This window comes from Leifsonia sp. Root1293 (genome assembly GCF_001425325.1).
Lineage (GTDB): Bacteria > Actinomycetota > Actinomycetes > Actinomycetales > Microbacteriaceae > Orlajensenia.
The window spans coordinates 2,192,348-2,206,436 of sequence record NZ_LMEH01000001.1 but is presented as its reverse complement, the minus strand read 5'-3'; the positions used below and the strand labels follow the sequence as shown (position 1 = coordinate 2,206,436).

The 14,089-nt window shown below is 69.5% G+C and carries 14 protein-coding genes; 6 read left to right on the top strand and 8 right to left on the bottom strand.

The window, feature by feature from the left end; genetic code table 11:
• Positions 1-25: 25 nt before the first annotated feature.
• On the top strand, positions 26-1,225 hold the full coding sequence (locus ASC59_RS10490; RefSeq protein ID WP_082513523.1) for a serine hydrolase domain-containing protein: 1,200 nt from the start codon (positions 26-28) through the stop codon (positions 1,223-1,225).
• A 15-nt stretch (positions 1,226-1,240) separates the two neighbouring features.
• On the opposite strand, the gene ASC59_RS10485 is transcribed toward ASC59_RS10490, so the two are convergent.
• Together ASC59_RS10485 and ASC59_RS10480 are read right to left on the bottom strand one after the other, a co-directional pair.
• On the bottom strand, positions 1,241-2,413 hold the full coding sequence (locus tag ASC59_RS10485; protein ID WP_055821855.1) for a MarP family serine protease: 1,173 nt from the start codon (positions 2,411-2,413) through the stop codon (positions 1,241-1,243).
• A gap of 121 nt (positions 2,414-2,534) precedes the next feature.
• A complete protein-coding gene (locus ASC59_RS10480; RefSeq protein WP_055823181.1) occupies positions 2,535-2,945 on the bottom strand; it encodes a VOC family protein in 411 nt (136 codons plus the stop codon).
• A 136-nt stretch (positions 2,946-3,081) separates the two neighbouring features.
• Here ASC59_RS10480 and ASC59_RS10475 point away from each other — a divergent pair, with 136 nt between their 5' ends.
• Complete coding sequence (locus ASC59_RS10475) at positions 3,082-6,495, top strand: DEAD/DEAH box helicase (RefSeq protein ID WP_055821851.1); 3,414 nt, start codon at positions 3,082-3,084, stop codon at positions 6,493-6,495.
• Between the two features lie 7 nt (positions 6,496-6,502).
• On the opposite strand, the gene ASC59_RS10470 is transcribed toward ASC59_RS10475, so the two are convergent.
• The 4 genes from ASC59_RS10470 to ASC59_RS10455 all read right to left on the bottom strand — a co-directional run bounded on the left by ASC59_RS10470 (position 6,503) and on the right by ASC59_RS10455 (position 9,082).
• Positions 6,503-7,285 (bottom strand): lysophospholipid acyltransferase family protein, encoded by a 783-nt coding sequence (locus ASC59_RS10470; protein ID WP_055821849.1) that lies wholly within the window; start codon positions 7,283-7,285, stop codon positions 6,503-6,505.
• 121 nt (positions 7,286-7,406) lie between these two features.
• Positions 7,407-8,081: an alpha/beta hydrolase family protein gene (locus ASC59_RS10465; RefSeq protein ID WP_055821847.1), complete on the bottom strand. Its 675-nt coding sequence runs from the start codon at positions 8,079-8,081 to the stop codon at positions 7,407-7,409.
• Positions 8,082-8,182: 101 nt separating this feature from the next.
• Positions 8,183-8,755 carry a YceI family protein gene (locus tag ASC59_RS10460; RefSeq protein WP_235492656.1) on the bottom strand — a complete coding sequence of 191 codons (573 nt, stop codon included), beginning with the start codon at positions 8,753-8,755 and terminating at the stop codon, positions 8,183-8,185.
• A gap of 135 nt (positions 8,756-8,890) precedes the next feature.
• Entirely contained in the window at positions 8,891-9,082 is a 192-nt protein-coding gene (locus ASC59_RS10455; RefSeq protein WP_082513522.1) for a hypothetical protein, read from the bottom strand.
• Positions 9,083-9,249: 167 nt separating this feature from the next.
• Here ASC59_RS10455 and ASC59_RS10450 point away from each other — a divergent pair, with 167 nt between their 5' ends.
• Positions 9,250-9,903: an NADPH-dependent F420 reductase gene (locus ASC59_RS10450; RefSeq protein ID WP_055821837.1), complete on the top strand. Its 654-nt coding sequence runs from the start codon at positions 9,250-9,252 to the stop codon at positions 9,901-9,903.
• Between the two features lie 39 nt (positions 9,904-9,942).
• On the opposite strand, the gene ASC59_RS10445 is transcribed toward ASC59_RS10450, so the two are convergent.
• Both ASC59_RS10445 and ASC59_RS10440 read right to left on the bottom strand, forming a co-directional pair.
• Entirely contained in the window at positions 9,943-10,230 is a 288-nt protein-coding gene (locus ASC59_RS10445) for a DUF1905 domain-containing protein (RefSeq protein ID WP_055821835.1), read from the bottom strand.
• Between the two features lie 9 nt (positions 10,231-10,239).
• On the bottom strand, positions 10,240-11,658 hold the full coding sequence (locus tag ASC59_RS10440) for a maltokinase N-terminal cap-like domain-containing protein (protein WP_055821832.1): 1,419 nt from the start codon (positions 11,656-11,658) through the stop codon (positions 10,240-10,242).
• Between the two features lie 116 nt (positions 11,659-11,774).
• Here ASC59_RS10440 and ASC59_RS10435 point away from each other — a divergent pair, with 116 nt between their 5' ends.
• The 3 genes from ASC59_RS10435 to ASC59_RS10425 all read left to right on the top strand — a co-directional run bounded on the left by ASC59_RS10435 (position 11,775) and on the right by ASC59_RS10425 (position 14,073).
• The gene (locus tag ASC59_RS10435; RefSeq protein WP_055821828.1) at positions 11,775-12,074 is read left to right on the top strand and encodes a putative quinol monooxygenase; all 300 of its coding nucleotides are present in this window, start codon (positions 11,775-11,777) and stop codon (positions 12,072-12,074) included.
• A gap of 105 nt (positions 12,075-12,179) precedes the next feature.
• A complete protein-coding gene (locus ASC59_RS10430; protein ID WP_055821826.1) occupies positions 12,180-12,971 on the top strand; it encodes a transglutaminase-like domain-containing protein in 792 nt (263 codons plus the stop codon).
• 55 nt (positions 12,972-13,026) lie between these two features.
• Positions 13,027-14,073, top strand: a complete 1,047-nt coding sequence (locus ASC59_RS10425) for a Gfo/Idh/MocA family protein (RefSeq protein WP_055821823.1) — start codon at positions 13,027-13,029, stop codon at positions 14,071-14,073.
• The last annotated feature ends 16 nt before the right edge of the window (positions 14,074-14,089 follow it).

Below are 14,089 nucleotides of genomic sequence, written 5' to 3'. Positions count from 1 at the left end.
GATGACCAAGACGTGAGGAATCTCGATGACGAGCAGCTCCCCCAGCACCGCGCCGGCCACAGACGCAGTCCCCGCGCCGATCGCACCCGAGGCGCCGATCGACGGCGTGGTCGATCCACGCTTCTCCGCACTGCGGGAGGAGTTCGAGAGCAGGCTGGCCACCGGCGACGAGCTCGGCGCCTCGCTGGCCGTCGTCTTGGACGGACGACTCGTCGTCGACCTCTGGGGTGGCTGGGCCGACCAGGAGCGCACCGTGCCGTGGGCGTCCGACACCATCACCAACGTGTGGTCGATCTCGAAGACCGTCACCGCCCTCGCCGTGCTGATGCTCATCGATCGCGGCGTCATCGACCCCGACGAACCTGTCGCCACCTACTGGCCGGAGTTCGCCGCGGCCGGCAAGGAGGGGGTGCTGGTGCGCCACGTGCTCACCCACACCTCGGGAGTGCCGGCCTGGGAGCAGCCGATCACCGGAGCCGACATCCTCGACTCCGAGGCGTCTGCCGCCAGGCTCGCCGCGCAGGCTCCGTGGTGGCCGGCGGGAACGGCGTCGGGCTACCACCTCCTGAACTACGGCCACCTGCTCGGCGAACTGGTGCGCCGGGTCACGGGCGCGACCCTGGGTGACTTCGTCGCGAGCGAGATCGCGGGTCCACTCGGCGCTGACTTCCACCTCGGCCTCCCCGCGAGCGAGGACCACAGGGTGAGCAATGTCGTGCCACCGCCCGGAACCGTCGACGTCACCAGGCTCCCGCCCGAGTCGATCGCGTTCCGCACTCTGACCGGCCCGCCTCTCGACGCCTCGTTCACGTGGACGCGGGAGTGGCGCGCGGCCGGCCTCGGAGGGGCGGGCGGCCATGGGAACGCACGCTCCGTCGCCCGCATCCAGAGCGTCGTGGCGCAGGGCGGGGAGGTCGACGGCATCCGGCTGCTCTCGGCCGAGACCATCGAGCGCATCTTCGCCGAGCACACCGACAACATCGACCTCGTGCTCGGACTGCCGCTCCGGTTCGGTCTGGGCTACGCCGTATCGAACCCTGCGAGCACTCCGAACATCCCCGAGGGGCGGGTCGCGTTCTGGGGCGGATGGGGCGGCTCACTCGTGATCGCCGACACGGAGCGGCGCCTGACCTTCGCCTACGTGATGAACCGCATGTCGCCCGGCATCATCGGCTCGCCGCGTTCCGACGCCTACGCCGCCGCCGTCTACGGCGCCCTGGGGTGACCTCGTGCGGCCGGCTCAGGCCGCGCAGCTCCCCGACGAGACCGTGTCGCTGAGGCCGGCAGCCGCCTCGGCCACGGGCTGGAGTTCGCTGAGCGCGAGCGCGTAGCCCACGTCGTCGATGGCGGCCGACTTCGCGAACACCACACCGATCACGGAGCCGTCAGGGCTGAGGAGCGGCCCACCCGAGTTGCCCTGGTTGATGTCGGCCGACAGTGCGTAGACCTCGCGTTGGCCGGCGGCATCCGCCCGCGGAATCGCCGAGAGCTCGGCGACGGTGGCGGGCAGCGAGACGAAGGGACCACCGAAGGGGTAGCCCTGCACCGCCGCGGCAGAGCCGACACTCGGCACGTCTCCGAGCGGGAGGGGCGGGGCGTCGAGGTTGTCGACCTCCAGCACGGCGAGGTCGACGGCCGGGTCGAAGTACACGACGGTTGCAGCGCGCGGCTGTTCGCCGGGGGCCTCCACCACGGGCTCGTCGACGCCGGCGACGACGTGGGCGTTCGTGACGACGCGGTCGTCGCTCACGACGAAGCCGCTGCCGGTCAGGCTCTGGCCGCACTGGTAGGCGTTCCCGGACACGCGCACCACCGAGGCGGCTGCGGCCGAGAGTTCGGGGGAGGCCGTGTCGAGGTCGGCGATCGGCGGCACGGATGCCGGCGGCGCGATCGTCTCGAGCACCCAGGGCAGAGCGTCGTTCACGGTCGATGCGCGCACACCGGCGAGGAACGACTTCGCCGGGGCGGGCGTGAGCCTGTCGATGGAGCTGAGGGTGGCACTTCCCGCGATCGCCTGCGTGACTGGAGGGATGCCGAAGCCGCTGATGCCTCCGGCGACAGTCGTGAGCACGAGTGCCACGATGACCGTGCTGGTGACGAGGCCGGCTCCGCGATCGATCGGCCCGAGTTTGATGACGCGCACGCCGCGGCTGAGCAGGCGACCGATCATGCTGCCGAGGGTCTGGCCGAGCACGAGCAGCAGGATGCCGCCGCCGAGCACGATCACGATGCGCCAGCCGGGTGATGTGGTCCAGGTGGTGAACACCGGCAGCAAAAGGTAGGCGGCGATGCCGCCGACCACCAGGCCGACGGCGGCGAACACGCTGCGGAGGAATCCGTTGCGCCATCCGGAGACGGCCGCCGCGATCAGCAGGACGATCACGACGATGTCGAGAACGACGGATGCTGGCACAGTTGCTCCTGGATGCGGTCACCGAGGCCGGGTGGCCATCCGCTCTACTCTGCGGCATCAGCCTTGCACGGGGCTGGGAGGACGCTGTGCCGCGCCCCTCGGTGCTGCCGGCGAGGCCCGCCTACGCCGCGGCGAGACCGATGTTGAACATCCAGTGCGTGCCGAAACGATCGGTGAGCTGGCCGAAGGCGTCGCCCCACGGCGCGACCTCGAGCGGCATCGTGATGGTCGCCCCCTCGGAGAGCGCCGCCCAGTAGCCGCGCAGTTCCGCCTCGTCCTGGCCGCTCAGCGAGACGGTCACGTTGTCGCCGATGGTCAGGTCGATCGAGTTCGGCGTGTCGGCGGCCATCAGCGTCATGCCTCCGGACTCGAGCTGACCGTGCATGATCTTGTGCAACTCGGCCGGGTCCTCACTGGCGTGGAACTCCTCGTAGGTGCTCAGCGTGAGCTCCCCGCCGAAGACGGACTGGTAGAACTCCAGAGCCTCCCGGGCGGTGTCTCGAAAGCTCAGATACGGGTTGAGGGTCGTCATGGCGGAACCTCCCTGGTTCATCCTCATCGATGCCCACCATCATCCCGCCCTCGGCCCGGCGGCGCGAGAGGCATCCGGCCATTCGCCCCAACCGATCCGAGTGCATCCGGCGTGTGGTTCGTGCGAGCATTGTCTGATGGCCATCGACAGCTTTCCCCGCGTGGAAGAGCTCACGATCGCGCGTTTCGTCGGCCCGCTCGCCCTCAGCCGGGGGCGCAACTACGCTCGTGCCGGCAACGTCGGCGAGCTCAGCTGGGATGCGCCGCAGCACCGGCTGACGGCGTCCGTGCAGGGAAGCGATCCGACGCCCTATCGGTGCTCCGTGTCGCTCGACATCGGGTCCGCCGGTCGCACCACGATCCTCGGCAGCACCTGCAGCTGCCCGGTCGGCTTCACGTGCAAGCACGCCGCAGCCGCTCTCTTCGCCGCGAACGAGGCGGCAGCCGCTGCAGCGAAGGCCGTCGTCGAGTCGCAGCGAAGCGCAGCCGGTCCGGCCGACGACGGCTGGCGCGGCGACATCGCTGCCATCACGGCGAAGACCCGCGCACCGTCTGGTCCCGGCTCGATGCCCGGATTCGCGGATGCCGCCCGCCGCGCGCCGAGCGAGAACCCGCTGGCCCTGCAGTTCGAACTGCGCCAGCGGGTGGTCAGGCGACGCGACAGCTGGCAGTCGCCGCGCGACGCCACCGCCGGAGATGCGACGACGGTCGAGCGCCTCGCCGTGCGCCCGGTGACGCTCGGTGCCCGCGGCGGGTGGATCAAGGGTGCGCTCACGTGGCAGAACGTCGGTTTCCAGGGGGGAGCCGGCGGCTTCGACTCGGTCAAGGCGCGCTGGTTCGCCCAGTTCTCCGTGCTCAAGGGGCCGGTGCACGGCGGCTATCTCAACTTCGGTTCGGACTGGATCTCGCTCGACGACTTCGAGAGCAGCCTGCTCTGGGCGCTGCTGACGGATGCCGACAGGCTGGGCATTCCGCTCGTCGGATCCGGCCCGACCCCCACCATCCGTGTCGCCGGCTCTGCGTCCATCGGGCTCGATGCCCGCTTCGGGACCGCCGAACCGGGCGACGGTGCCCTCACGCTCACTCCCTCCGTGCTCATCGACGGTGTTCCGCATCCGGCAGACCAGGTGCGGCTGATCGGCACGCACGGCGTCTACCACTATGACTTCGAGCAGGGCGTGATCACCCTCGCCAGGCTCGGATCACCCGTCACCCCCGAGCAGCGCGCGGTCGTCGAGCGCCAGCGGCCGGTTCGGGTTCCGCAGCCCGAGGTGGCCGAGTTCCTCGAGTCGCACTACAGCGCGCTCGCACGCACGCTGCGGGTCGTGAGCAGCGACGCCACCTTCACGCCACCGCCGCAGAAGCCAGCCACGCTCGTGCTCACGGCGCGCTTCGAGTCGGGCCACGTGCTCCGGCTGCTCTGGGAGTGGTCGCTCTCCGACGGACGTCGGGCTCCGCTGTCGGCTCCGGACTCCGAGTTCCACGACGCCGCCGCCGAGCGTGCCGTCGTCGGAGTCGTCGAGCAGATCCTGCACGATGACGCAGCCGGATCCCTCGCCCTCGGCAACCCGGTCTCGGCGGCGGCGACCACCCCGAGTGCCATCCCGTCGTCAGGCGGCCTGCGCCTGCGCGCCTCGGTGGTGCTGCGCGCACTGGATGCGGCCGAGTTCAGCGCGCGCATCCTCCCCGAGCTTGAGCGGGTCGAGAACCTGCACGTCGACATCGTCGGTCAGCAGCCGGACTATCGCGAGGTCATCGAAGCGCCGGTGCTCACGGTCAGCGCCGTTGAGACCGAGGAGAACGACTGGTTCGACCTCGGCGTCGTGGTCACCGTCGAGGGCCGCACCGTGCCGTTCGGTCCGCTGTTCACGGCGCTCTCGAACGGGCGCAGGAAGCTCCTCCTCGTCGACAACAGCTATCTCTCCCTCGACCAGCCCGTGTTCGAGCCCCTGCGCGAACTGATCGAGGAGGCGGGCACGCTGCCCGAATGGGAGGCCGGCATTCGCATCAGCCGCTACCAGACCGACCTCTGGGACGAGTTCGAGGAGCTTGCAGACGTCGCCGAGGCGACGGCGGCGTGGAGGGCCACCGTCGACGGCCTCCGCGACTTGGGTGCCATCGAGCCCATCGACGCCCCGGCCGGGCTGGCCATCGAGCTGCGGCACTACCAGCTCGAGGGTTTCCGATGGCTGGCCTTCCTGCACCAGCACAGGCTCGGCGGCATCCTCGCCGACGACATGGGCCTCGGCAAGACCGCCCAGACGCTCGCTCTGATCGCCCACGCCGTCGAGTCGGCGGCGAACGAGGCGCCGCCGTTCCTCGTGGTCGCTCCCACCTCGGTGCTCTCGAACTGGGCGACCGAGGCCGCCCGGTTCACTCCCGGCCTCAAGGTCGTCACCATCGATGCGACGCAGGGCAAGACCGGCAGGCGGCTGGCGGATGCCGCGGCCGGTGCCGACATCGTCCTCACGACGTATGCCATCCTGCGCATAGACGCTGAGGTCTTCGCGGATCTCAGCTGGGGCGGGCTCGTCCTCGATGAGGCGCAGTTCGCCAAGAACCACACGTCCAAGGTGCACCAGGCGGCTCGCGGCATCAGCGCCCCCTTCCGCCTGGCCGTGACGGGAACGCCGATGGAGAACAACCTGATGGAGCTCTGGGCCCTGTTCCAGATCGTGGCTCCCGGGCTGTTCCCATCGGCACGGCTGTTCACCGAGCAGTATCGACGCCCGATCGAGGGCGACCACAACACCGAGCGACTCGCGAAGCTCCGGCGCCGCATTCGACCCCTGATGCTGCGTCGCAGCAAGGAACTCGTGGCTCCCGAGCTGCCGCCGAAGCAGGAGCAGGTGCTCTCGATCGAGCTCGATCCACGGCACCGGCGCATCTACGACACGCACCTGCAGCGCGAGCGGCAGAAGCTGCTCGGCCTCATCGAGGATCTCGACCGCAACCGCTTCATCGTGTTCCGGTCGCTCACACTGCTGCGCATGCTCAGCCTCGATGCCGCCCTCATCGACGAGGAGAAGTACGCGGGAGTGCCATCGGCCAAGCTCGACGCGCTGTTCGAGCAGCTCGACGACGTCGTGGCGGAGGGACACCAGGCTCTGGTCTTCAGCCAGTTCACCTCGTTCCTGCAGCGCGCTGCTGCGCGGCTCGACGCGCTCGGCGTCCCCTACGCCTACCTCGACGGCAGCACGCGCTCTCGCGGGCAGGTGATCGAGCGCTTCCGCGGCGGCGAGGCCAAGGTGTTCCTCATCAGCCTCAAGGCCGGTGGATTCGGGCTCAACCTCACCGAGGCCGACTACGTGTTCCTGCTCGATCCGTGGTGGAACCCGGCGAGCGAGGCGCAGGCCGTCGACCGTGCGCACCGCATCGGCCAGGACAAGACGGTGATGGTCTACAGGATGGTCGCATCCGGCACCATCGAGGAGAAGGTGATGGCGCTGAAGGCCAAGAAGGCCGAGCTGGTGAACTCGGTCATGGACGACGAGGCGCTGTTCAGCGAGTCGCTCACGGCCGACGACATCCGCGGACTCCTCGAGGCGTAGCTGTCGGTCAGTCCGGCGCCGTCGTCGCCGCACGGGCGGCCCTGGCAGCGTCGCGAGCCTCATCGGCGGCCTGGGCCTCGGCCACCGTCGGCGCCGTGCCGCCCAGGTGCTGGGGCTGCCACCACTGGCCGGCTCCGCTGACGGGGTAGCTGCTCTGCAGCCGGTCGACCATGCCCTGCATGGTGGTGCGCAGCTGCTCGGTCGCCACGCGCGGGTCGTCGTCGGCGTGAGCCGTGATCGGTGCGCCGAAGGCGAAGGAGACGGGAACGCCGAACCGCTCGGAGAACTTCACCTTGTGGCGCTTCGTCATGAGGCGGTGTCCGCCCCAGACGGCCACCGGAATGATCGGAACACCGGCCTCGGCGGCCAGACGTACGGCCCCGGTCTTGAACTCGCGCACCAGGAACGACGCGCTCACGCCGGCCTCGGGGAACACGCCGATGAGCTCGCCGGTGCGGAGAGCCGTGACGGCGTCGGCGTAGGCGGCTGCGCCGGCCTGCATGTCGACGCTGATGTGGCGCATGCCGCGCATGAGCCATCCGACGACGGGCTTCTGGAAGACGCTCTTCTTCGCCATGAAGCGGACGCGGCGGTGCGTGCTCAACCAGGCGACCCACTCGGTGAGCGCGAAGTCGAGGTAACCGAAGTGCGTGATCGCGAGCACAGCGCCTCCGTCTCGCGGCAGGTTCTCGATGCCGGTCACGTGGCGTTTCAGTCTCCAGAAGCCGAAGAGCCCCCGACCGGCCGTGATGGCCGCGCTGTAGATGGGCTCTCTGGCGCTCTTCGTCATGGCACCCAGCGTAGGGCTTCCCGCTGGGCGGCGACCGGAAACCCCGAACCCCTTGACAGGCACGGGGCTCGGGCCGGCTCGGGCGTCCGTACCGGGGCCTCCATCGCTCCCAGACATCGATTCATGCCTGTGCGCGCATGTAGTCGGCGACGATCGTCGCCAGCGAGGCGCCGATCACGTCGGCCGGGCGCTTGGTGCCTGCCACGGCGAAGTCGTGGGTTCCGCCGTCGATCCACGAGATCGAGGCGTTCCGACCGATGCGCTCGACGACGGACTCGAGCAGATCGACACCGATGAAGGGATCACGGGTCCCTTCCACGAAGAGCATCGGCAGGGTGAGGCCGTAGAGGTGAGCGTCGCGGATCTTCTCAGGACGACCGGGCGGGTGCAGCGGGTACCCGAGGAAGACGAGCCCGGCCGGCTCCATTCCTTCCGCCACGGCCATCGACGCCATCCGGCCGCCGAAGGACTTGCCCGCCGCCCAGACCGGCTCGTCAGGGGAGGCGGCGTCGCGCGCCCGTTGCTGAGCGAAGGTCAGCGCGGCGCGCCAGGCGGCGATGGCCGCCGGCGGCCTGTCGGGGAAACTGCGGCCGGCCTCGCGATAGGCGAAGTTGAACCGCAGGGTGGCGACGCCCTCGGCGGCGAGGGCTTCGGCGAAGCCGACGAGGAACGGATGCTCGTACCCCGACCCGGCTCCATGGGCCACCACCACGGTGGCCCAGGCGCTCTCGGGGCGGGCGTAGGCGCCGGACACCGTCGTGCCGTCGATGTCGATCGTGATGGGCTCCGTTGACATGCGTCCATTCTGCCCGGCCTGTGCCGGTGGCCGATCACAGAGAAGCGGGCGGCACCGGTGACCGGTGCCGCCCGCTTTCGAGCTGGGAAGTGAGGGTGGACCTACTTCTGCAGAACGACCTGGATCTCGGCGTTCAGGGTGATCTCGTCACCGAGCGTCAGGCCGCCGGCCTCGACGGCTGCGTTCCACGAGACACCGAAGTCGTTGCGGTTGAACTTGGCGGTCGCTGACGCTCCGGCCTTGGTCTGGCCGTAGCCATCGGTGGTGATGCCGCCGAACTCGCCCTTCAGGGTGACGGGCTTGGTGACGCCGCGGAGGGTCAGGTCGCCGGTGACGGTGAAGTCGTCGCCGTCGATCGCGATGTCCTTGGCCGCATAGGTGGCGGTGGGGAACTCGTCGACCTTGAAGAAGTCGCTCGTGCGGAGGTGCTCGTCGCGCTGAGCCTGGTTCGTGTTGACCGAGGCCACCTCGATGGTGGCGTCGATGGTCGTGTCAGCGGGGTTCTCCCCGGTCACGATGGTGGCGTCGAAGTTCTCGAACGAGCCGCGCACCTTGCTGATGGCGAGGTGGCGCACCGAGAACGAGAGCTCGGAGTGGGCCGGGTCGAGCTTCCAGGTGCCGGCGATGTACTGGGGGTGAGTGGTCGTGGTGTCCATGCGGGGGTATAAGTCCATGCATCTGCATGTTATTCCCGACTCGGACGAATTCTTTTCTGGCGCGGCTGAACTCGGGCCGTCGCGCTCGATGTCGCCGTATCCGTCGGCGAGGGCTACGCAGCCGAGGCGCGCTCCGAGCCCACGTCCAGCGGGCTAGGCGTGATCCGGCTTCTCGTCTCCGAGCTCATCCGGGTCGGTCTCCGGCGCATCCTCCTCCGGATTGAAGTGGGACTCCTCGCCCACGCCCACACCGATGCCGCCCGGGTGGTTGGGGATTGTGCCGTCTCCACCCAGTCCGTCGGGCTTCTCCTGGCCATCGGGATCGTTCTTCGCGTCGTCGCTCATGTCGCCCCTCGCTTCTCGTGATGCTTCCAGCATGTGGCACGGCCGGCATCCGATGCATGCCCTTGACTTCACAGGAACCGAACACCGAGCGTCGCCGATCGGCCGTCTCACATCAGGATCGGCTGGGAACGGGAACAAACGGCAGCCCGGACGTCTTGCCTACCCACATGACGACAATCGGAATCATCGGAGCAGGACACATCGGCAGCCAGGTCGCTCGCGCGGCCATCGCGGCGGGCTACGACGTGGTCATCAGCAATTCACGCGGGCCGGAGACCCTCGGCGATCTCATCGCCGATCTCGGCCCCCACGCCAAGGCGGCAACGGCGACGGATGCCGCCGCAGCAGCGGACATCGCTGTCGTGACGGTGCCCCTCAAGGCCCTCGACGCAGTTCCGGTCGAGCCGCTCGCCGGCAAGATCGTGATCGACACCAACAACTACTACTTCGAGCGCGATGGCCACATCGCCTCGCTCGACGACGGCATCGACACAGTCTCCGGAATGCTGCAGGCCCACCTTCCCCAGAGCCGCGTCGCCAAGGGCTTCAACCACATCATGGCCGCCGACATCACCACCGACGGAACTCCGGCCGGCACCCCTGGTCGCCGCGCTCTCGCCACGTCGAGCGACTTCGACGACGCCGCACAGGCCGTCGAGCGTCTCTACGACCAGGTCGGCTTCGACACAGTGAACGTCGGCCCGCTCTCGGAGAGCTGGCGCGTCGAGCGCGACCAGCCCGCGTACGTGGTCCGGCAGACCCGCGATGAGCTCATCGCGAACCTGGCCAAGGCCGAGCGCGCCACGCCCTCAGCGGCGTAGGCCCAGTCGGGCTCGGTGGACGAACGCCGGGCCCGACTCCTAGAGGTCGATCACCTCGAGATCGACGCTCACCTCGTCGTCGGGTTCGATGCCCTCTGCCGTGCGCACGGCCTTCTTGATCGGCAGCACGTAGGTGCCGTCCGAGGGGAAGATCGAGGTCGACCAGTCGGATCCGCCGATGCGCACCCGTACCTTCACCGCCCCGAAGCCCCGCACCATCCGCGGCACCTCGGCGATGTCCGTGCCCATCTCCTCGGGCAGGCTGACGAAATACCAGTTCGCCTGCGCCTGCCACTCCCAGAGCGGCGCGGAGAAGGTGAATCGCATGGCTCGACGCTACAGGCGTCCGCCGACGTCGGCCGGTTCCGGCATCCGTCCGCGTGAGAGCAGTCTCTCGATGGCGATCAACGGGATCGGCGCCCACGTCGGCCTGTTGCGGGTCTCGTAGACCGCCTCGTACACGGCCTTGTCGAGCTCGAAGGCGTCGAGCAGTTGACGGTGCTCACGGAGATCGTTGCCGGATGCCGCTATGTAGCCATCGACGAACGCGCGGCGGGCGTCGTGCGACCACGCCTTCAGCTCCGATACCCGGCGCTCGGGATGGTCGGCCTTCGTCGAGCCGGCCACGTAGTCGAAGGAGCGGAGCATGCCGGCGATGTCGCGCAGAACGAGATCGGGCTGGTCGCGTTCGTTCATGGGGCGCATCGGCTCGCCCTCGAAGTCGACGAGAACCCAGCCGCGGTCCGGAACCTGCAACACCTGACCCAGGTGGAAGTCGCCGTGGATGCGCTGCATCGAAGGCCAGGGGACGGCCTGTGCGGCCTCGAAGACCGCTTCGGTCTCGGCCCGGTGAGCCGCGATCTCCGGCACCTCCGCCAGTGCGATCGCGAGGCGCTGGTACCAGCTCATGGTGACGGCGACCATGTCGCCCGGGCTCGCCGGCCGGGTCGGGAACAGGTGCGAGAGGGAGCTGTGCACGACCGCTGTCGCAACGCCGAGGTCGTGCGCGGGGGCGCTGAAGTCGTCGCCGGATGCCGCGGCGTCGAGTGCGAAGCGCCACGCGTCCTGCACGCCGGGCAGGAACTCCTGCGCGAAGGCGAGGTGGCCGCTGGCCCGTCCGGAGGCTCGCCCCACGTCGTCCCACTCGCCGGTGATGTTGCCGACACTGCGCGGAACATGCGGCGAGCCGGACTCGGCGAGCGCGGTCTGCAGGGTGACGTCGGGGTTGTCGCCGTGGTGGAGTTGCCGGAACACCTTGCAGATCACGCTGACACGATCGCCGGGTCCCTCGTAGATGATCGACGTGTTCGACTGTTCGCCGCTCAGCACTGTCGCCGTCATCGACGCGTCGTCCAGGCGAGGGTTGTCGGCGCGGGCGGCCGGAAGCGAACTGTGACCGATAGCGTCGACGGCATCCGGGATCGCCGTCTGCTCGCCGACGATCATGCGGAGCAGGGCGCGCGCATACACCGGGTCGTAAGGGCCGTCGTAGGCGTACTCTCCCGAGTCGACGCGTCCGATGAGCCTGTGCCCGCCGCCGGGCAGCAGCGAGTGCCGCAGCGTGATCGGCACCTGGTAGAGGGTCGCCGGACGTGCGGCTTCGTCCATGAGGAGCAGCGTGCGCACGCGCACGCCCTCGGTATCGCTCGGCAGGTCCCACGCGCCCAGACGGCGCAGCTGCGGTACGCGGCCCTTGCCGCCGTACCAGCGTTGCCGCATCATCCAGTCCGTGAGGCACGCCATCGTGCTGTCCATACTGCGACGCTAGGGCCGCCGACCGGTCGGTGTCGAGGGGTTGCGAAGACCCGCACCGACCCTCGGCTGCGCGAAGTCGGTCGGCGGCGGGTCGCTGATCAGCGCGAAGATGGACTATGACCTACGCGAACATCGGCACCCTCGGTGCCCGCCCCGGCCGTCGCGACGAGCTCGTGGCCCTGCTCACCAGGCCCAGCGCCCCGCTGCGGGAGGTCGGATGCCTCCTCTACGAGGTCGGTGTCAGCGACGACGAACCGGACACGGTGTTCGTGGCCGAGCTCTGGGAATCCGAGGAGGCTCACCGGGCATCGCTCGAGCTGCCCTCGGTCAGAGCGGCCATCGACGAGGCCCGGCCGTTGCTCTCGGGTGTCATGGGCGGGACGGGCTTCACCGTGGTGGGCTCTCCGCTGCGCTGACGCACGGTCCTGAACCGACGCGCGGTCTCGCGCTGACGCTCGGTGCTGTGATGATAGGACCACCGTGCCGGTCGGCACCGTCCCCGTCGGAGCAGGAGACCTCAGATGCAGCGCACAGCCAACGCCCACCTCCGCCTCCAGATCCTTGACCCGGCGCACCTCGCGTTCATCGTGGCGGTCGCGGAGGGTAACGAGCGCACCGAGACGCTCGATCTGAGGCTCGACGGGGTGAGCGTCGAACCCCGCGAGGTGATCAGCGGTCACGGAACGCGCATCCACGCCCTCGAGGCCGGGCCGGGCGAGCTCACCCTCGACTACGCGGTGACAGTGACGGGGCAGGCCGAGCCCCTCGCCGTCACCGAGCGCTCACTGCTCACCTACCTGCGGCCGAGCCGGTACTGCGAGTCGGACTCTCTCGGACCGACCGCTGTTGCTGAGTTCGGCGGACTGACGGGGGTGGAGGCTCTCGACGCCGTCAGCTCGTGGGTGGGCAGCCACCTCGCCTACGTTCCCGGTTCGAGCCTGCCGACAGACGGCGCCGAGCGCACCCTGCTCGCTCGCAGGGGCGTCTGCCGCGATTATGCGCACCTCGTGATCGCCTTCCTGCGCGCCCTCGACATTCCGGCGCGGCTGGTGGCCGTCTACGCGCCGGGCCTCGATCCGATGGACTTCCACGCCGTGGCCGAGGCCTACGTGGATGGGGCATGGCATGTCGTCGACGCGACGGCGCTGGCGCCCCGCCAGTCCCTCGTGCGCATCGCCACGGGGCGCGACGCCGCCGACACGGCGTTCCTCAGCACCTATCGCGGGGCCGTCACGCTCGAGGAGATCTGGGTGAGTGCCGTCGTCGACGAGCTGCCCTACGACGACGTGCGGCAGCTGGTGCAGCTGCGCTGAATCGTCGTGGTATCCATGAAGAGGCCGCGCGCTCGCGGCAGTGAACAGGAGCGTCATGACCACCACTGAGCCCATCCGCACCGCCGTCATCGGCTTCGGCACGTCGGGGCGGGTGTTCCACGCCCCGTTCCTGGCCGCGAACGACGAGTTCTCGCTCGACGTCGTCGTCACCGCGAACCCGGAGCGGCGCGCCGAGGCGGAGCGCCTGCACCCGAATGCCACCGTCGTCGACAGCCCCGACGACGTTCTCGCCCGGGCCGCCGACCTCGATCTCGTGGTCATCGGTTCCCCGCCCGAGACGCACGCTCCCCTTGCCGAGGCCGCGCTCGCCGCTGGGCTCTCGGTCGTCGTCGACAAGCCCTTCGCCGTCACCGCGGCCGAAGGGCGCGCGCTCATCGACGCTGCCGCAGCATCCGCCGGCACCCTGACGGTATTCCAGAACCGCCGCTGGGACGGCGACTTCCTGACGCTTCGCCGCCTCATCGATGCTGGAGAACTCGGCGAGGTACGCCGGTTCGAGTCGCGGTTCGAATGGTGGAAGCCGACTCCGCCGGCCACCTGGAAGTCGACGACGGCTGCCGCATCCGGGGGCGGAATCCTCTTCGACCTGGGCACCCACCTCATCGACCAGGCGCTCACGCTCTTCGGCCCCGTTGTCGACGTGTACGCCGAGGTGCGCACGCTCCGCGCGGGGGCCGGTGCCGACGACGACGCGTTCGTGGCTCTCACCCACGCCTCGGGAACGATCTCGCACCTCTGGATGAGCTCGCTCGCAGCCCAGTTCGGCCCGCGCTTCCGTGTGCTCGGATCCGAGGCCGGCTACACCACGTGGGGCCTCGACCCGCAGGAGGCCGCGCTCAAGGCCGGCGGTTCGCCCACGGACCCCGGTTTCGGGGAGAAGCCCCGGAGTGCGTGGGGCGAACTCGGTCTCGAGGGAGCCACGCGTCGGGAGCCCACCGATCGCGGCGACTACGCCGGCTTCTATCGGGCACTGGCCGACACCCTGCTGCGGAATGCCCCGGTTCCCGTCGACCCTGCGGACTCCGTGCGCGTTCTGGAGATCATCGAGGCCGTCCACGCAAGGGGGGCCGCCCACGGGTGAACTCGTGGCACCCTGA